Raw genomic sequence first — 18,546 nt, forward strand, 5'->3', positions numbered from 1 at the left:
AATAAAATAGGCCAGTAATCGCAATGATTTCTGGCCTATTTTGACGCTGAAAAAGATGCTGTGGTATATCGTCTATTTCTTACCTAAGGTCCCTACAGCAAAGCGCCTGATAATAGATCGAACCATTAACACTGACTGGCCCAATTCACTACTGTTATGTAGCGATTTTTCTGATGAAGCTTTAGTAATTTCTGCAGAATCAGCAATATCAATAATTTGCTGATTAATATGCTCAGCTACTGCACTCTGCTGCTCTACCGCCGCGGACATATCTAAAGTAAGTTGGGTGATTTGTTCAACGGATTGGTTAATCGACGCTAATGCATTACGTGTTTTATCAACAATTTCAACACCTTTACTGGCCGCTTGTTCACCACTAACCGACACTTGAACGGCATTACTGGCTCGCTTCGTTAATACGCTCACAATGCTGTGAATTCTGTCGGTGGATTCGCGGGTTTTCAGTGCTAGGGAGCGCACTTCATCTGCAACAACGCTAAAGCCACGACCTTGTTCTCCCGCCCTTGCTGCTTCAATCGCGGCATTTAAGGCCAACAAATTAGTTTGGTCGGCAATACTCGAAATCAGGCTGGCGGCTTGTCCTATCTCACTTGTAGATTCAGATAACTCGCGTACTGTTTTGGCGATATCCGCGACAGAGAGATTTAACTCATCAATAGATTGCTTAGCTTCATTAGCCAGTTGAGCCCCTGCATTAACATTGTCTAACGCTTCTTTTGCACTATAAGCATTACGTTCAACGTTCGCGGACACTTCTTGGATAGCAGTGGACATTTGGGTAATTGCCGAGGCAATTTGTTGTGTTGCTCCACTTTGTAAGCTCACCGCTTTAGCCGTTGACTCAGCCTCTATTTGGGTGTGTTCGACAATGCCATCTAATGATTTTGCAGCATCTTCAATCCGCGTCATCGCAGTACGACAACGGGCAACTTCGCAACCCAACGCTAATTTTGCCTGCGCTTTGGCGCCAAAGTCAGCAAAATAGGTTTCTGCAACAATGAGATCTGTAAACGAATTAGGATTAAGTTGGACCACTTCATACCAATCTTGTTGCTGTTTATAGCCCAACCATGCCGTTGATACTACAAGCGTGAATAACCCTATTGCACCAGGGAGAACGCCCCAAAATTCAGTTAATACAAGGGAAAAAATAAACATGGGTAACCAAGCCGGTAATAATTTAATGACTTGATGTTTTATTTTTGCATGAAGTGGTCTTGGTGACTTTTTAGCTTTTATTCTGGCATAAGCCGCTTCAGCACGGGCAATTTCGCTTGGTAATGCAGTCACCCTAACGGACTCGTAACCGGCGACTTTATTATTATCAAATACTGGCGTAACAAATGCACTAACCCAATAATAATCACCATTTTTACGGCGATTCTTAACCAGCCCCATCCACACTTTACCACTAGAGATACATGCCCACATATCCTTAAATACTTCACTTGGCATATCAGGATGACGCACAAGATTATGTGGCTTACCAATCAATTCATTTTTGTCGAAGCCGCTGACGTCAACAAAAGCATCATTGCAGTAGATAATATGACCGCGCAGATCGGTTCCTGAAATTAAACGAACATCATCATCGAAGTGGTACTGATTAAGGGTAATGGGTTGATTATTGCGCATAGGCACTGACATCCTTGTCTCGGTATAGTGAATAAGAAAACTCATTAATGCTATCTGTTACACCAAAGGTGCATAGACAGAACTTCCATTTAATAAGGTGGTTGAGAAATGTCATCACTAATGTGAGTGTGCCATATCCCTATTTATTATAAGTCATTATAGTTTGATATGTATTTGAAAATTGTCAATTAAATAATTAATTTAACCCTAATACTTACCACTCGCACAGTGATATAGATAAATTCTGCTAAGACGTTTCTCTCGATTTACCCAAGCGACTACCCAGGGCAGAGCTTAACAGGTTAACTGCAAAAGTGAGTTATTACTTAAGGGGATATAGTGGTGAAGGCTTAATATGTGAGGCAATGTATTGCCCCACATATTAATTTGACGCTCAAATGATCCAAGTCGTGCTCTCAATCAGCTAACAATATTCAATTTGAGCAGCAACAGGGCCATTTACACAAAACAAACATCAATGTACAAATGTATTAAGCGTATTCTTGCATAAAATCGTCAAGGTTATCGTTGATGATTTCTATCTCGTCACCGCTAAATTGCGCAATATGAAACAAGGCTTCGCCTTCATTGGTCACGGGAATATTACTGTTGCCAATAATAATTCCGTCTGTCGGCGCTAGCAATGGCAATGGTTCACCACCCAAAGGGTTAACGATATTGGCTAACACCTGCCCTTTAGAGACGCGCTCACCCAATTTAAGCTTAATATTTACTAATCCATCAGACTCACTGCGGACCCAATAACTGCGGCTGGCATTGACGCTGGTACTTTTGGTTTTAATTTTGCCTTTAGTCATACTTAAACAGCGCATCACATTGATAACACCATTAACGCCAGATTTAATCGACATATCACTAAAGCGCAGTGCTTCACCTGCTTCATATAAAATACAAGGAATATTCAGGCTGTTGGCATAACCACGCATTGAACCCTCACGTGCTTTTGATGACATTATCACCGGAGCACCAAAGGCATTTGCCATGTCGAGCATCACTTCATCGTCGGTGTCACAACGGATCTGCGGTAAATTATCGCGATGGATAGCACCGGTATGCAAATCGACAATATGGGTTGCACGTTTCACTAAAATACTGCTGAATAAATGGGCTAAACGACTCGCTAGCGCACCTTTAGCAGAGCCCGGAAAACAGCGATTTAAATCGCGACGATCCGGTAAATAACGAGATTGTTGAATAAAACCAAACACGTTAACGATGGGAACAATTAATAGGGTTCCCGTTAAGGTTTTAGCATTAACACGACCGAGCAAACGTCGACATATTTCAATGCCATTTAACTCATCACCATGGATTGCTGCACAAACCAATAAAACAGGTCCCGCTTTAGTGCCGTGAAACACTTCAACGTGCAAATCCATCGGTGTATCGTTATACAGTTTTGCTGCGGGCAATTTGACACTTTGTTGAGTGCCTGCCGCTACGCTAACATCACCGATAACAAACGGTTCATGCTTTTTTACCATTAACCAACACCTTTCGTTTTTGAACTGGTGGATTTAACGTTTTTCTCAATAAACTGAATGATTTTTTCAGCAACATCAATGCCAGTAGCTTTTTCGATACCTTCAAGACCAGGAGATGAGTTAACTTCCATCACTAATGGACCGTGTTTAGAACGTAAAATATCTACGCCAGCAACATTTAAACCCATTGTTTTAGCGGCACGTAACGCGGTTGAGCGCTCTTCAGGCGTTAATTTAACAATGCTAGCAGAACCACCACGGTGTAAATTAGAACGGAACTCGCCAGGTAATGCTTGGCGTTTCATCGCGGCAATCACTTTGTCACCAATAACAAAACAACGAATATCTGCACCACCGGCTTCAGCGATATATTCTTGCACCATGATATTAGCTTTTAGGCCCATAAAGGCTTCAATAACAGATTCAGCCGCTTTGCGAGTTTCAGCTAAGACAACACCAATACCTTGGGTTCCTTCAAGTAGCTTAATCACACAAGGGGCGCCACCGACCATGTCTAATAAATCGGGGATGTCTGCCGGTTTATTGGCAAAACCTGTTACTGGTAAACCAATATTTTTACGTGATAATAGTTGCAATGAACGTAACTTATCACGTGAGCGAGTAATCGCGACCGACTCATTTAATGGATGTGTTCCCATCATCTCAAACTGGCGCAATACCGCGGTGCCATAAAAGGTGACAGATGCGCCAATACGCGGAATAACCGCATCAAATTTTGGCAGTTCTTCACCGCGAACATGGATGCTAGGCGCATTCATGTTGATGTTCATATAACACTTTAATGGGTCAACAATATTGACAATATGACCACGAGCTTCAGCAGCTTCTTTTAACCGACTTGTCGAGTATAAATTCTTATTTCTCGACATTATTGCAATATGCATTTGTTATTCTCCTGCTAGAAATGATTCTGCTGAATTAACCAAAAAACGCCCTTCTAATGCGCGGCGTCCCAATAACATTCTAAATTTCATGTGATCTCTATTGGTTAACGTCAGTTCGATGTCAAAAAGCTGATCACCGATTTGGATCGGCGTTTTTATCACGTAGCGTTTCGTTACATGACCACCAGAGTCACTAACATCTCGGCGATCAAATACATGAAATTCACATACGACTTCACGATCTGAACCTTGGTCAGGATGAAGCCAGACTCGAACCCATTTTTGGTTTTCTTTTTGAAACGGTTTTATTTTGAACGCATGTAAACAAGATGTTTTTGCGCCAGTATCCACTTTGATTTTGACTCTTTCGTTGCCAATATCAGGAAAAGTGCCCCATTCACGCCAACCCACAATACCGAGGGAATGTTCAGTCATGGTCAATCCTTTCTTGTAGAGGAATTATTCATTCCAAAGTGTTATCTTTCTATAAATTCAATATTTGAGCAGACGCCACAATTAAGTTTTTGATTGCACTGCTCAACGTATACGCTTTGTTAACCAAACGTTAACCGACAAAGTTTTTGTCAAAAATATAGCCTTCAAAACAATTTTAACACCAACACTTTATTTATATCAAACTAACATTAACAACATATCTAAAAAAAATTTCTATGTCAGTAAGTTACAACAACAACACGACCATACCTAAAGCGCCAAAAACTAACGTTTACCTTGTTTTTTAATACAAAAAATACAGAGTTAACATTTAAATGTTCAAATAACGTGCACAATATTAATGGCTTAAATCAACCCTAGCTATTTCACTCAGAGTAGACATTGTTTAACATGATAGCCAAATTATAACATTAATATCTGCATCGCTATTGTAAAAAAAAGGTACCGTCATGTTCAGTCAACATAGTTTCGATTTTTTAAACAGTCTAGCAGTTAACAACGATAGAGAATGGTTTAAAGCCAACCAACAGCAATACGAAGATCAAGTGAGAACGCCAGCTTTACAGTTTATAGAAGCCATGCAAGGACCTATTTTAGCGATGTCGCCACGATTCATCGCCGTGGCTAAAAAAGTTGGCGGCAGTCTAATGCGTCCACAACGCGACAGTCGCTTTAGCAAAGATAAAACGCCTTATAAAACCAATGTCGGTATTCAGTTTAAACACTTTCAAGCCAAAGATGTCCATGCTCCGGGGTTTTATGTTCACATCGCTAATGATGAATGCTTCATTGCCGCGGGTATTTGGCACCCAGAATCAAAAGATCTCAATGCCATTCGTCATTGTATTGATGAAAACCCTAATGCTTATCAAAAAGCATTAACTCAACTATCACAAGCAGGATTTGAATTAACGGGAGACAGTTTAATTAGACCTCCACGAGGATTTGATAAACATCACCCAATGATTGACGAGCTCAGGCGCAAAGACTTTATTGCCATCAAACCAATTAGTTCAGAACAAGTATGTCAGGCTGATTTTGTTGAATTTTGTGCACAAGAATATCAACATACCCGCGCGCTAATGGCCTATCTATGTTTTGCATTAGATTTAGACTTTTAGTGAGAGTGAATCATAACATCATCATAGAAGCGTCGTTTCGACGACGTGAATAAGCGTATTTAACCTGAACTCGGGATAAGGAATGAACTTAGCTATTTAAAATCAGCATGTTAACCAAGCTCACTTTCAAGCTTGTCATTTGTTATGCTAACAAGGCGAATTGACACGTCAATAGCTAGCCTATTGTAAGTCGATTCAACACAGTTAGCAGGACAAAGGGCTGTTTGAAAGGCGTTTATTATCCCGAGCTCAGGTTATTTAACACAGAACGCGGGTGATAACCTTTGAGAATTATTTAATATTACAAGATTATCGCTAAGGTATGATGTCATTTTGACCAACATAGTTTTAGCTCATCATTTAGATAAGCCGTGTTAAACTAGCAAGAAATAGTCCCCTGTACAGCATCGGTTATGTGCTGTGCGGCAATATCAGGTCAATTCATGAGTCATAATATTCCCGCCATGTCTAACGCAACCACATCAGACGAGACACATGCGCAAGAAATAGCTGCGACGACACCAGCACAAAAGCGAGCCCTAAGTTATTCAACCACTATTGAGACACTGTTTAATCAGGTTATGAGTACCAACATGCCTGCCGATCGAATCATTGGCCAATATTTTCGTGAACATAAAAAACATGGGTCAAAAGATAGGCGAGTGATCCGCGAAAGTTTGTTTGGTCTATTTCGCTGGTGGGGCTGGTTAAAGCAATTAAATTCAAGCCAAAAACACACTACATGGTTTCAACAGCTAAGCACATGCGCGATGTTGGAACAACATGAATGGAATGACGTTACTACTGCCTGGAATGACTTCGCAAGTTGGCCTCAAACCCGCCCGGACCAGGTTGAACTGATAAATACCCCTTCATTAAATGACAAATTAACCGCCTTTATTAATGTAAGTGGCATTGATACCTGTCAACTAACCCAGTTGTTACCACAATGGTTTTGGCAACTTTGCCCTATTGATGATGTTGATCAATATGCTGTTGTTAATGCAATGAGCAGTCGACCTCCGATCTGGGCTCGTGCACAAACATTATCAACAGAAAAAGTGATCGAATCTCTTCGACAAGCGGGCGTTGAAGCAAAAGCGAATAGTTACTTTTCTGATGCCATAAATTTAGGTCATAAAAGTATTAATCTAAATGAAATAAATGTTTATAAACAAGGTTATCTTGAAATCCAAGATTTAGCCTCGCAAGTAATTGGTCAAATTTGTCAACCAAGTAACCATGAAAAATGGTGGGATGCTTGTAGTGGTGCTGGCGGCAAAACACTGCAATTATATTCATTAATGTTGCAGCAAAGCTCTGCCTTAACGGGCAGTATTATTGCATCTGATATTCGAACTAAACCGTTGGAAGAGCTACGCAAGCGTGCCAAACGTGCAGGTTTTGATAATATTAGTGTTGCACCTTGGAAAGGCGACGTATTGCCTGTAGATGCGAATACCTTTGACGGAGTGTTAGTCGATGCACCCTGTAGCTGCACAGGTACTTGGCGTAGAAATCCAGATATGCGATGGCTTGATGATGCCAGTGCAGTAACAGATAAACCGATGCTACAGCTAACCATTTTACGACGTAGCGCAGTGGCAGTAAAAGTAGGCGGTAAATTGGTTTATGCTACGTGCTCTTTATCACCTAGTGAAAATGAACAAATTGTAAAAGACTTTTTATCAGAAACATCCGAGTTTGAACTTGAACCGGTCATCCATCCTTTTACTGGGCAACCGTGTAATATGCTGACAATTTGGCCTCAGCAAGCCAACAGTGATGGCATGTTTGTCGCAAAAATGCGCCGCAAATAGTACGCCTAGCCGAAAGAGAATTAAAATTTCCCACTAAAAAGCCATCATATCGATGGCTTTTATTATTGCAAGCTAATGGTTAACGGGCTATTTTCGATGTAGGCGTAATATTAATTCAGCTTCTGCTTTAGGTAACTCACACTCTTGCATTAACTCTTCAATACCGGCCCCCAAACCCACCATTTTTACTGCCCTAGAATATAATTTGGCTTGAGGGTCTTGCTGGCTAGCTTCTTCCAGCATATCAAATTGCTTGGAGAGTTTTTTCTCTAATTCGACAACACGCCTTCCTACACCAATAGTACCACTGCGCAATTCGTGTAGTTCACGTTTAACAGCTTCCCGCTGACGGTCGCTTTCTTTTACTAGCACTGTTAGGGCATTAACTTTAGTTTTTAATTTACTCGACTGTTTTTGTAAGTAAAGTACCAAACCAAGACATGCAATAACGTACACTAAAGCTGCAATTAGAAATTCATCACCCATTAACATACCTTTGTTGCTTCAACCAAAAAAACAAAATTAAAGCCAAAACAAAAAGCCAACAGTAATTCGGTTGGCTTTTTTCATCAGATTACGATTAAATTTGTGTTAACTCTACCCACTCATCATCAGATAATAATTTATCCAAGTCGACTAGAATCAATAATTCGTTATCGCGGTTGCTCACGCCTTGAATATATTTAGCGCTTTCTTCAGTGCCCACATTCGGCGCGTTATCAATTTCTGAGCGACGTAAATAAACCACTTCAGCGACACTATCAACTAAAATCCCGATCACTTGTTTTTCAGCTTCAATAATAACCACTCGAGTAGAATCATCCAGTTCGGCTGATGGCAAACCAAAACGTGAACGAGTATCGATAACCGTTACCACGTTTCCGCGTAAGTTAATAATACCTAAAACATAATCTGGTGCACCTGGTACAGGAGCAATTTCGGTGTAACGTAATATTTCTTGAACTTGCATTACGTTAATACCGTAGGTTTCATTATCTAGCTTAAATATAACCCATTGTAATACTAAATCGTCTTTAGCTGCAGTAGCCGCTGCTACACTTCTAGAATTGCTCATAGTTAACCTCGGTCAATCGAATCCTGACAACCTAAACCTGCATCAAGCATTTTGATTAATGCTTGAACATGTAAAATGCCACACATTTGTTGTTTTACTACCCCAGCAAGCCAAGGACGCTTACCCGGTTTCTCACGCCAATTGACGTGTGATTTATCTATTTTAACGGCGTTAACTAACGATTCGCACGTTAATCCCCACTGACTATCTTCAAGCATAACAAGATATTGATAATTTACTGTCTGTGCTAATTCTGGAGTATATTTTTCAGGCATCACCCACGCGCACGTATCAACCACATTTATTTTAGTATCTCGGTGGGTTTGCACCCCTTTAAACCAAGATGGCCTACCGATAAGATGGCTTATCTTCTCTATTTTTATAATCCCACCCAAACTCACCAATGGCACAGCGAGTGTTAACCCTGCTACATTGAAGAATAACACCTGAAATTCATCTTCAAGTAACTCTTGCAAATCATGAGTAATACTGGGCGGTTGGTGTCCAACCTGAGTCTGTGGCGCATTGTGCTCTTGCGTCGGCGAATTCTCTACCAACTGTTCATGCTTAATAATAGCGTCTTTTATATCAGCATGTGAACTTTCGTTATTGTTTATATCGACTAACGGCTTGATTTCTTTATTCGTTAATTCTGTTTGTTGTATTTTTGCACGACTAATGCCAACTTCAGGCTCAATATGAGTGATAGCCTGACGAACTCGTTCTGCACTGGCTTTAATCTGTTGCGTTAAATCGGTTTCTACTCTGGGTTTAGACACAGCAGATAATAATTTTTCAAGTGCCTGTTTATCGACACTGGTAGTTGGCTCTGCATATTGCCTAGCAATGACAGGAGAGGCTTTAGATGATGTTAGTTGTGAATAATGTGCCGATAACGTCATTTCAGCCGACATACGAGTCGGTTTGTCGTCGTTAATAATGGACACTTTATCGGTGATGTCATTAACGGAATTAACAGAAAGACTTGGTTTTACCTCAAGGCTTTGCTCAGTAATCGGTTTAGGCGATTCCTGTAATAAAAGACTGAAATAATCAAAAACAGTTTCATCAACCGATTTTGACATGAGTAAACTCCTGAGAAAATAAAAAATCCAGCAAACGATTATATGCTTTTACACCTCGGCTACTGGCTGAATAATGTGATGCGGGTAAATGAGCCAAACTTGCATCTCTAAATTTTGTATCTACAGGTATTACATCATTGGGCCACAGTGTTGAAGCATATTTATCCTGCAAAAATTGTAACGCTATTGGGGACGCTTTAGTGCGCTTGTCATACATTGTAGGTAATACGGTATAGCTATAACGGGTTTTCTTAGAACGCCCCATTATTTCCATGGTTTTCACCATACGTTCGAGTCCTTTTATCGCCAAAAACTCAGTCTGAACAGGAATAATAATGTGATGACTTGCTGCTAATGCATTAACCATTAACACCCCTAATACTGGCGGACAATCGATAATAGCAACATCATATTTATCTTCAAGCAATGACAATAAGTTACGTAACACCAACCCCATTCCTTCTTGATGACCTAGTGACCTATCAAGTGTCGCTAACGCCATATTAGCCGGAATGATATCAAGCCCTTCAATTTGAGTTGGAAGCACATTTTGTAAAATAAACTCTTGGGTCAGTGTTTGATGATTCAAAAAAACATCATAAAGCGAGCAAGGCACTTCGTCTGAATCAATACCTAAGTAATAGCCCAATGAAGCATGAGGATCGGTATCGATTATCAACACTCGTTGGCCACGTTTAACCAATGCTCCGGCTAAACTGGCTACTGTGGTGGTTTTACCTACCCCACCTTTTTGGTTAGCTACCGTCCATACTTTCAAAGAAGCCTCTCAACTCATTATAATGATATTGTTATGGTAAATTGACTACTGCTTGTGTTGTTTATCATCGCGGGTTGTTACACGGATGCCACCATTAGGTAAACGGATCACTTTAACCCCCTGAGCATCTTCTGACACTATGACTTCTTGATCATTTTGTTCAGCAGAAACATCAGTATCGTGCTCAACCTTATCAAGATCAGTAAGCGGTGCATCATCTAAAGAACCCGGACCAAACAGCACACTTTGTGCTTGTTTTTTTCCTGCTGACGCTATGATTGCTTGAGTTTGTTCAGGATGTTGAGTTAACCAATTAGCAATATTCGCGGCCTGATCATCGGGTACCATCAATAACACTTGAGACGCCGTTAATCGTGCTACATCCTGCTCTAATAAAGTCACTTTTTGATCAGCGTCAATATATAAACCCGCTAATACTACTATGGCAATAAAGGACAAAAAAAATCCCAGTTTTTGCTTCGTCTGCAATGAGTATTCTGGCTTAGCCACGACTAGACTCTTTTAAAATAGCTTCAGCCATATTATCTAATGAAATAGAGTGAGTTGCGATACCGGTTGATGCTACAGCTTGAGGCATACCATATACCACGCAGCTTGCTTCATCCTGCGCCCAAATAGTGGCACCGACAGACTTTAACATTCTGGCACCTTCTCTACCGTCTGCGCCCATTCCCGTTAATACAACCGCTAAAACATCACCGCCAAAAGCTTTGGATGCTGATGCAAAAGTAATATCAACACACGGCTTATAGTTCATTTCTTGGGTTCCGGAAATGACTTTAAGTCTTCCAGAAATACCGCTTCGCTCAATCATGAGCTGCATGCCTCCGGGCGCCAAATAGGCACAACCGGGGCGCATGGCATCACCATTTTCGGCTTCTTTTACCTCAATTTTACACAAGGTATTTAAACGAGCTGCAAAGGCTGGAGTAAACGCCGCAGGCATATGCTGTATCAACACTATGGGATGAGGATAATTTGCAGGAAATGCAGTTAATACTTTCTGTAATGCTACTGGCCCACCGGTTGAAGTCCCGATGAGTAACAATTTATATTGCTTACCACTGGCCCGAATAGACGATATTGAAGACGTTGTCGGATTAGCGCTCTGACGATCTGCTAAGGTTGTGGATAAACTGGAACGAGTCGCTACAGGCGTTGTTGTGGAAGCTAAACGACTGCTTAGCGGACGACGAGGCGTGTTGATATCTGGAGCCGCAATCGTTGAACGACGAGATTCTGGTAATGAAGTAGGTGTTAACGAACTTGGCCGATATATCCTACGTCGACCTAATGCTTTAATTCGTTGCTGTAACAAAAGAATCGCATCGTCTTTATTGGTTGCTATATCTTCAAAACGTTTTGGCAAAAAATCTAATGCACCTGCTTCTAACGCATCAAGTGTCGCTTTAGCACCATCATGAGTTAACGATGAAAACATTAAAATGGGAGTAGGATTATTAGCCATAATTTCACGGACAGCAGTTATACCGTCCATCACAGGCATTTCAATATCCATCGTAATGACTTGAGGCTTTAACTTTGCAGCCATATCAACAGCTTCTTTGCCATTAACAGCAACGGCAACGACTTCGAGATCAGGATCTTGATTGACAATCTCACTGACTCGACGTCGAAAAAAGCTAGAATCATCTACAACTAGTACTTTTATGGCCATTTAATTCCTTAAATAATGGAACTTTTATTCTTATTTTATTTTTTTGCTTTTAGCGTAATGTTTTAGCAGTCCTGGCACATCTAAAATCAGTGCAATACCACCATCGGATGTAATTGTCGCACCCGCCATACCTGGAGTACCTTGTAACATACTGCCAAGCGGTTTAATGACCACTTCTTCTTGTCCAATCAATGCATCTACAACAAAACCAATTTGCATCGTACCAAGCTGAACAATAACCACATGACCATGCTTCTTATCACCATGTTTAAAGGTTGATTTTTTACTGTGCAGCCAATGTTCTAGGTAAAATAATGGCACGGCCTTATTACGGAAAATCACCGTCAATTGACCATCGACTATATTGGTTTTTGTTAAATCTAAATTAAAGATTTCATTCACACTTGATAATGGTAGTGCAAAAACTTGATTAGACACATCAACCATCAATGTCGGCATAATAGCCAAGGTTAATGGCACTTTAATTTCGAGAACAGTACCCTTACCTTTCATTGAGTCAATATAAACAGTACCGTTAAGTTGGTTGATGCGGGTTTTCACCACATCCATGCCTACTCCACGGCCTGAAATATCTGAAATTTCAACTTTGGTTGAAAACCCTGGGGCAAAAATCAAATTGTAAGCTTCGTTATCGGTCATTCTCGAAGCGGCATCTTCATCAAGCACACCACGACTTATCGCAATTTGTTTTAGCTTCTCAGGGTCCATTCCCGCGCCATCATCCTCAATTTTAAGCAGGATGTGGTCACCTTCTTGGCTAGCCGATAAGGTAATGGTACCGGTTCGAGATTTACCGCTCGCTTCACGAGTTATCGGCATTTCGATACCGTGATCGACTGAGTTTCGAACTAAGTGGACTAAAGGATCGGCTAACGCTTCAACTAAGTTTTTATCAAGATCGGTTTCTTCACCAATCATGATTAAATCAATTTCTTTATTTAAGGTACGGGCTAAATCACGGACAACACGCGGGAAACGACCAAAAACTTTCTTAATCGGTTGCATGCGGGTTTTCATCACCGCACCTTGTAAATCAGCCGTAACCAAATCCAGGTTTGCTAGCGCTTTGGACATCTCCTCGTCTTCACGATTAATGCCTAAACTAACCAATCGGTTACGCACTAACACTAACTCACCAACCATATTCATGATTTGATCTAAACGAGCAGTATCAACACGAACCGTTGTTTCACCTTGTGGGACAGACGCCGCTTTAGCAGGTGTTTTGTCTTTTACAGGTTCAACCTTTGGAGCAACTACAGGGACTGATGTCGCTACTGGTTTAACAACAGGAGCTGGGCTAACTTTTGCTGCTTGCACAGGAGCAACGGCTTTAGAAGGTTGAGCTGGAGGAGGCGTTTGCGATTTAGCAACTGGCGCAGTACCTTTTCCGTGTAATTCATCTAAAAGACGTTCAAATTCATCGTCAGTTATTTCATCAGAATCAACAAGGGGTTCAACAATAGGCGTTGCAGCAGGCTTAGTTGGAGCTGCAGGTTTGGTTTTAGCTTCAAATGAACCTGAGCCATGCAATTCATCTAATAATGCTTCAAACTCATCATCAGTGATTTCATCGCTACTACTTGCGGCAGGCTTTGAATCAATATTGTCTTTTTTTACTTCAGAAGGTTTAGCTGCAACAGGACTTTTACCCGGACCATGTAAGGCATCAAGCAACGCCTCAAATTCTAACTCATCAATGTCATCAATACTGCCAGTGTCAGATGCTTCCGCTGAGGGAATGCTAATATCTTCGACATATTCAGGATCACTGAATTCAACAATATTTTCAATTGGTTCTGGCTCATCTGCCGACATTTCTGAAGGTAATGGCGCTCCTGAACTTAATAATTTGAGTTTAGCAAGTAATGCAGAATCCGCAGGGTCTTGTGATTCTCCCTGTTGAGTTTGAGCAAACATGGAATTAATTGCGTCGACCGCTTGCAAAATAATATCCATTAATTCTGCATTTACGCCACGTTTACCGGTGCGTAATAAATCGAACGTGTTTTCAGCTTCATGACACACGTCAACCATCGGTTTTAGACTTAAAAAACCAGCCCCACCTTTAACAGTATGGAATCCACGGAAAATAGCATTGAGTAAATCACTGTCATCAGGATTATTTTCAAGAGCAACTAGCTGCTCCTGTAGAAGCTCTAAAATCTCGCCAGCTTCAATTAAAAAGTCCTGGAGTATCTCTTCATCAACATCAAAAGACATTAAATTGACTCCTAATTAGAAACCCAGACTTGATAGCAGATCGTCTACTTCATCTTGACCTGTCACCACATCTTCACGCAGTTCAGCATGCATGATGGGACCTTCTGCTTCTATTTTATTTTCGTTTATAGTTGGCAATGATTCAGTAGTATGATCTCCGAATACCGTTAGCATTGAGACCAGATTACTTTCTACTTCACGAACTAAATCAATCACTCGACGGATCATTTGCCCCGTCAAATCTTGGAAGTCTTGCGCCATCAAAATTTCATTTAATAACTCGCGAAGACGATTAGAATCATTTTCACTATGTAACATAAACTGCTGAACATCATGACAAAGTGACTTAAACTCACCCATTTCTATGTCACGACGCATCAATTTATCCCACATTGGCGTCACTGATTGTATATTGCTAATGATGGTATCGGCCAAAGGTAGACATTCTTCAACTGCATCCATGGTTTTATTTGCAGCTTGTTCTGTCATGTCGATAACATAGTTCAATCTTTCTTTAGCATCTGGTATTTCGGTATTGGCTAATTCAGATAAACGGTTATCAACTTGAAAATCTTTTAGTGCACTATGGAGTTGTCGAGTTAGCTTACCGACTTCTTCAAAAAGCTCACGCTGCAATGGCGTTGCAAGCTCTCTGATCATTTCATCGGCTTTATCTTGTTGACCCAAGGTAAGCAATTCAACAAGTTCTTGGGCCTGTTCGAGAGTGATTAACCCCGATATTGATGCCTGCATGACTTATCCTTGCTTATGCGAGTCGTTCAAAGATTTTGTCTAACTTTTCTTTTAACGTAGCTGCGGTAAAAGGTTTTACGACATAACCATTTACACCGGCTTGCGCTGCAGCAATAATCTGTTCACGCTTAGCTTCTGCAGTTACCATTAGCACAGGTAAATGCTTTAACGAATCATCTGCACGGATTGCTCTAAGTAAATCAATACCTTGCATTCCAGGCATATTCCAGTCTGTTACCACAAAATCAAAATCGCCTTTTTGTAACATAGGTAGGGCTGTTGAGCCATCATCTGCTTCTTGGGTATTATTAAATCCCAAATCTCGCAACAAGTTCTTAATGATACGCCTCATTGTTGAAAAATCGTCAACAATAAGAATCTTCATATTCTTGTCCAAGGTTTCCTCCGGTGAGCTGACACTCGTTTGCTCTAGATAAGTTATTATTCTTGTGTCCAATGCTTGAGTTTCGCTTTTAATCTGAGCATTGCCTGACTTAATATCTGGCTTACTCGCGATTCGCTAACTTCAAGGATGGCACCGATTTCTTTTAAATTTAATGCTTCGTCGTAATACAACGACAACACTAATGCATCTCTTTCTGGCAATGTCTTAATTGCTTCAACCAATGCAGATTGGAATTGAATTTCAGCAAGCGAGTCAAAGGTTTCATCTGGCGTTTCGTTGTCTGTGATTAACACATCTTGCGACACGCCAAGGTCTTCTATGCCTATGATTTTACCAACAGAAACATCATTTAAGATATGATGGTATTCATCGAGAGACATATCAAGTTTTTCAGCAATTTCTGTATCATTGGCATCTCTTCCAAGCAGTTGCCCCAATTCATCAATTGCATGTGCTACTAAACGATTATTACGATGAACTGAGCGCGGAACCCAGTCACCACGTCGAATTTCATCTATCATTGCACCACGAATTCTGATGCCTGCAAAGGTTTCAAACTTAGCCCCTTTACTGTTATCAAATTTAGATGAGGCCTCAAGTAACCCCATCATCCCAGCTTGTAATAAATCATCAAGTTGCACCGATGCTGGTAATCTTGCCAGCATATGATGAGCAATTCTTTTTACCAACGGTGCATACTGTTCAACAATAGACGTTTTGTTATCGAACTGAGTATACGCGGCGGCTTTATTCACTCGTTCTTCCTTCTTGTATCGGCTTACGTTGTACAAGACGTTCAACAAAAAACTCTAAATGACCACCTGGCTGTTGTGGAACTGGCCAAGTCATAATTTTATTGGCTAATCCATGATAAGCGATAGCTGAAGGCGACTTAGGATACGCTTCAACAACTAACTTTTGCTTACGAACAGCTTTACGTAAATTTTCATCGAATGGTATTGTTGCCACTAATTCTAAAGCAACATCTAAAAATCTATCCGTCACTTTACTGAGTTTAGCAAATAATTCCATACCTTCTCGTAAACTACGTACCATATTTGCCACAATTTTGAAGTGGAACACACCATGTTCACGACTTAAAATTTTAATCAGCGCATAAGCATCAGTAATTGATGTTGGTTCGTCGCAAACGACTATCAATACATCCTGTGATGCACGAGAAAAACTCAGCACCATGTCTGATATACCAGCAGCAGTATCCACAATTAAAATATCGAACTGAGTTCGCATTTCACTAAATGCACGGATAAGTCCAGCATGTTGTGCTGGCGACAACTCAACCATCGCTTGAGAACCCGATGTGGCAGGAACAATACCAATACCTTTAGGCCCACGAACAATGATGTCATCTAATTCGGCATCTCCGGACAAAACATGAGATAAATTTTTCTCAGCACGTATCCCAAGCATGACATCGACGTTGGCTAAACCTAAATCGGCATCAAGCACTAATACGCGTTTGCCCTTTTCAGCTAGTGCTACCGCAGTATTAATTGACACACTGGTTTTACCCACTCCGCCTTTACCACCGGATACGGCAATTACTTTAACTTTATCGTTATTTGGTTGATTCATCATACGTAAACCACTTGCTTGATCCCGAGTCATATCTTTACTCAAATGCATAGGCTGTGTCATTAGACCACACTGTGTCTTGTGACGATTGTTGTTCTGTTTCATTTAACGCCGCGAGAGCCTTTTTAGCCAACTCTAACGTATCTGCTACTTTCATGTCCTCAGGAACACGTTGACCGTCAGTAACATAGCTTAATGGTAACTCATTTTGAATCAATACGCTCAATGCACCTGCAATTGATATCGATTCATCTAACTTTGTTAAAATCGCACCCGCTAATGGAATTCGTTTAAAATGTTCTACAGCATCTTGTAACACACGACGTTGACCAGTCGCAGATAAGACTAAGTAGCTCCGAATTGGGATCCTACTATTTGCTGTTAAATTATCCAGTTGCTGATATAAGCGCATATCTCGCTGTCCCATACCTGCGGTATCAATTAATACTAACTTACGATTTCTAAATTGATATAAAATTTGTTCTAATTCGGTTAAATCATGTGCTTGCTTAACCGGACAGCCCATTATTTTGCCATAAGTCGCTAATTGCTCATAGGCACCAATACGATAATGGTCTGTGGTAATCAATGCTACCTGCTCTGGGCCATGATGGGCGGCAAAGCGAGCGGCTATTTTAGCTAAAGAAGTTGTCTTACCTACACCGGTTGGACCAACAAACGCCACAACACCACCACGTTTAACTATATCGTCGCCTTGATTGTCGAGTAAATTGGCTAAACTTTGTGGTAATGCTCTCACTAAATCGGCTGGGGTGTAGTGTTGACTTAGCCCCGCTAGTTTAGCAGCAACGGCTGGAGAAAACTCTGCTGCAATCAATTTACTTTCTAGCATTGCGCCAACAGGATCGGTACGCTTTTTTTGATCTTTCATCAACGATGAAACTTGATGGGTCAATAAGTTACGCAATGAAGCCATTTCTTCGCGCAGAGCATCCATATCAGCAGATTGATTTTTATTGGTTTTTTTAGCTTGCTCTGGTGCCGCTTGCGATTGAAAAGTTGATGCTGGTTTAGCAGACTTTGCCCCTTGTAATTGGCGGGCCCATTCTGGTAAATCCGGTTCATCTTGGCTGACAGACATTTGTTGTGTCATGCGATTATGTTGTTTTTGAAGTAAGGCTTGTAAAGAGTCGGCCTCAGGAGGTGGGTTCACCTTTGATTGAGCTTTCATCACAGGCTTAGCGCCTAATGACACCCTATCGTCACTAACATCCATAAAACCGGTAGTCGGCGCTTGTGATGCGATGGCGGCTTTAGGTTCATCATAATCTACAGCAGCGACAATTTCGATTCCGCCAGTGACTTTTTTATTTGACATAATGACAGCGTCAGAACCTAAGGTTTCTTTTACTTGAGCCAATGCAGCGCGCATATCTTTGGCAAAAAATCGTTTAATTTTCACTTATGCACCTCTATAAACTGACGT

Annotated in this window: 18 protein-coding genes; 2 read left to right on the forward strand and 16 right to left on the reverse strand. The window is 40.9% G+C overall.

The genetic code is table 11. The features are described 5' to 3' along the window. Nucleotides 1–72: 72 nt before the first annotated feature. The 4 genes from H5125_RS06850 to H5125_RS06865 all read right to left on the reverse strand — a co-directional run bounded on the left by H5125_RS06850 (nt 73) and on the right by H5125_RS06865 (nt 4,501). On the reverse strand, nt 73–1,656 hold the full coding sequence (locus H5125_RS06850) for a PAS domain-containing methyl-accepting chemotaxis protein (protein ID WP_182743861.1): 1,584 nt from the start codon (nt 1,654–1,656) through the stop codon (nt 73–75). 491 nt (nt 1,657–2,147) lie between these two features. Then, on the reverse strand, nt 2,148–3,161 hold the full coding sequence (locus H5125_RS06855) for a succinylglutamate desuccinylase/aspartoacylase family protein (protein ID WP_101087738.1): 1,014 nt from the start codon (nt 3,159–3,161) through the stop codon (nt 2,148–2,150). Beyond that, nucleotides 3,161–4,066 carry a 30S ribosomal protein S6--L-glutamate ligase gene (gene rimK, locus H5125_RS06860; RefSeq protein ID WP_101087737.1) on the reverse strand — a complete coding sequence of 302 codons (906 nt, stop codon included), beginning with the start codon at nt 4,064–4,066 and terminating at the stop codon, nt 3,161–3,163. The genes H5125_RS06855 and rimK overlap by 1 nt, the downstream gene beginning before the upstream one ends. 3 nt (nt 4,067–4,069) lie before the next feature. After that, nucleotides 4,070–4,501: a RimK/LysX family protein gene (locus tag H5125_RS06865; RefSeq protein ID WP_182743862.1), complete on the reverse strand. Its 432-nt coding sequence runs from the start codon at nt 4,499–4,501 to the stop codon at nt 4,070–4,072. Between the two features lie 470 nt (nt 4,502–4,971). Here H5125_RS06865 and H5125_RS06870 point away from each other — a divergent pair, with 470 nt between their 5' ends. Together H5125_RS06870 and H5125_RS06875 are read left to right on the forward strand one after the other, a co-directional pair. Beyond that, nucleotides 4,972–5,643: a DUF2461 domain-containing protein gene (locus tag H5125_RS06870; protein ID WP_182743863.1), complete on the forward strand. Its 672-nt coding sequence runs from the start codon at nt 4,972–4,974 to the stop codon at nt 5,641–5,643. 443 nt (nt 5,644–6,086) lie between these two features. Then, a complete protein-coding gene (locus H5125_RS06875) occupies nt 6,087–7,463 on the forward strand; it encodes an RsmB/NOP family class I SAM-dependent RNA methyltransferase (protein WP_182743864.1) in 1,377 nt (458 codons plus the stop codon). A gap of 87 nt (nt 7,464–7,550) precedes the next feature. On the opposite strand, the gene H5125_RS06880 is transcribed toward H5125_RS06875, so the two are convergent. The 12 genes from H5125_RS06880 to flhF all read right to left on the reverse strand — a co-directional run bounded on the left by H5125_RS06880 (nt 7,551) and on the right by flhF (nt 18,522). Then, entirely contained in the window at nt 7,551–7,949 is a 399-nt protein-coding gene (locus H5125_RS06880; protein WP_059747932.1) for a DUF2802 domain-containing protein, read from the reverse strand. A 94-nt stretch (nt 7,950–8,043) separates the two neighbouring features. Beyond that, a complete protein-coding gene (locus H5125_RS06885) occupies nt 8,044–8,538 on the reverse strand; it encodes a chemotaxis protein CheW (RefSeq protein ID WP_011636681.1) in 495 nt (164 codons plus the stop codon). A 2-nt stretch (nt 8,539–8,540) separates the two neighbouring features. Next, a complete protein-coding gene (locus H5125_RS06890; protein WP_101085372.1) occupies nt 8,541–9,623 on the reverse strand; it encodes a chemotaxis protein CheW in 1,083 nt (360 codons plus the stop codon). Further along, on the reverse strand, nt 9,607–10,401 hold the full coding sequence (locus H5125_RS06895) for a ParA family protein (RefSeq protein WP_101085373.1): 795 nt from the start codon (nt 10,399–10,401) through the stop codon (nt 9,607–9,609). Before H5125_RS06895 ends, H5125_RS06890 begins: the two co-directional genes overlap by 17 nt. Nucleotides 10,402–10,446: 45 nt before the next feature. Beyond that, entirely contained in the window at nt 10,447–10,911 is a 465-nt protein-coding gene (locus H5125_RS06900) for a membrane anchored protein in chemotaxis locus (protein WP_182743865.1), read from the reverse strand. Continuing rightward, nucleotides 10,904–12,100, reverse strand: coding sequence for a chemotaxis response regulator protein-glutamate methylesterase (locus H5125_RS06905; protein WP_182743866.1), 1,197 nt, complete (start codon nt 12,098–12,100; stop codon nt 10,904–10,906). The genes H5125_RS06900 and H5125_RS06905 overlap by 8 nt, the downstream gene beginning before the upstream one ends. 30 nt (nt 12,101–12,130) lie before the next feature. Then, the gene (locus H5125_RS06910) at nt 12,131–14,344 is read right to left on the reverse strand and encodes a chemotaxis protein CheA (RefSeq protein WP_182743867.1); all 2,214 of its coding nucleotides are present in this window, start codon (nt 14,342–14,344) and stop codon (nt 12,131–12,133) included. 15 nt (nt 14,345–14,359) lie between these two features. Continuing rightward, nucleotides 14,360–15,097, reverse strand: coding sequence for a protein phosphatase CheZ (locus H5125_RS06915; protein ID WP_101085377.1), 738 nt, complete (start codon nt 15,095–15,097; stop codon nt 14,360–14,362). A gap of 13 nt (nt 15,098–15,110) precedes the next feature. Further along, nucleotides 15,111–15,494, reverse strand: a complete 384-nt coding sequence (cheY, locus tag H5125_RS06920) for a chemotaxis response regulator CheY (protein WP_011919599.1) — start codon at nt 15,492–15,494, stop codon at nt 15,111–15,113. Nucleotides 15,495–15,538: 44 nt separating this feature from the next. After that, nucleotides 15,539–16,258 (reverse strand): RNA polymerase sigma factor FliA, encoded by a 720-nt coding sequence (locus H5125_RS06925; protein WP_101085378.1) that lies wholly within the window; start codon nt 16,256–16,258, stop codon nt 15,539–15,541. Beyond that, nucleotides 16,251–17,132, reverse strand: a complete 882-nt coding sequence (locus tag H5125_RS06930; RefSeq protein ID WP_011636672.1) for a MinD/ParA family protein — start codon at nt 17,130–17,132, stop codon at nt 16,251–16,253. The genes H5125_RS06925 and H5125_RS06930 overlap by 8 nt, the downstream gene beginning before the upstream one ends. A gap of 4 nt (nt 17,133–17,136) precedes the next feature. Then, nucleotides 17,137–18,522: a flagellar biosynthesis protein FlhF gene (flhF, locus tag H5125_RS06935; RefSeq protein WP_162022667.1), complete on the reverse strand. Its 1,386-nt coding sequence runs from the start codon at nt 18,520–18,522 to the stop codon at nt 17,137–17,139. Between the last annotated feature and the right edge of the window lie 24 nt (nt 18,523–18,546).

Origin of the sequence: Shewanella sp. SR44-4 (assembly GCF_014163715.1) — a bacterium.
In the GTDB taxonomy this organism is placed as follows: domain Bacteria; phylum Pseudomonadota; class Gammaproteobacteria; order Enterobacterales; family Shewanellaceae; genus Shewanella.

What these genes read in the sequence shown, in the direction of transcription:
- H5125_RS06850 (WP_182743861.1), bottom strand. Translation starts at nt 1,656, where the DNA reads ATGCGCAATAATCAACCCATTACCCTTAATCAGTACCACTTCGATGAT.
- H5125_RS06855 (WP_101087738.1), bottom strand. Translation starts at nt 3,161, where the DNA reads ATGGTAAAAAAGCATGAACCGTTTGTTATCGGTGATGTTAGCGTAGCG.
- rimK (WP_101087737.1), bottom strand. Translation starts at nt 4,066, where the DNA reads ATGCATATTGCAATAATGTCGAGAAATAAGAATTTATACTCGACAAGT.
- H5125_RS06865 (WP_182743862.1), bottom strand. Translation starts at nt 4,501, where the DNA reads ATGACTGAACATTCCCTCGGTATTGTGGGTTGGCGTGAATGGGGCACT.
- H5125_RS06870 (WP_182743863.1), top strand. Translation starts at nt 4,972, where the DNA reads ATGTTCAGTCAACATAGTTTCGATTTTTTAAACAGTCTAGCAGTTAAC.
- H5125_RS06875 (WP_182743864.1), top strand. Translation starts at nt 6,087, where the DNA reads ATGAGTCATAATATTCCCGCCATGTCTAACGCAACCACATCAGACGAG.
- H5125_RS06880 (WP_059747932.1), bottom strand. Translation starts at nt 7,949, where the DNA reads ATGGGTGATGAATTTCTAATTGCAGCTTTAGTGTACGTTATTGCATGT.
- H5125_RS06885 (WP_011636681.1), bottom strand. Translation starts at nt 8,538, where the DNA reads ATGAGCAATTCTAGAAGTGTAGCAGCGGCTACTGCAGCTAAAGACGAT.
- H5125_RS06890 (WP_101085372.1), bottom strand. Translation starts at nt 9,623, where the DNA reads ATGTCAAAATCGGTTGATGAAACTGTTTTTGATTATTTCAGTCTTTTA.
- H5125_RS06905 (WP_182743866.1), bottom strand. Translation starts at nt 12,100, where the DNA reads ATGGCCATAAAAGTACTAGTTGTAGATGATTCTAGCTTTTTTCGACGT.
- H5125_RS06910 (WP_182743867.1), bottom strand. Translation starts at nt 14,344, where the DNA reads ATGTCTTTTGATGTTGATGAAGAGATACTCCAGGACTTTTTAATTGAA.
- H5125_RS06915 (WP_101085377.1), bottom strand. Translation starts at nt 15,097, where the DNA reads ATGCAGGCATCAATATCGGGGTTAATCACTCTCGAACAGGCCCAAGAA.
- H5125_RS06930 (WP_011636672.1), bottom strand. Translation starts at nt 17,132, where the DNA reads ATGACTCGGGATCAAGCAAGTGGTTTACGTATGATGAATCAACCAAAT.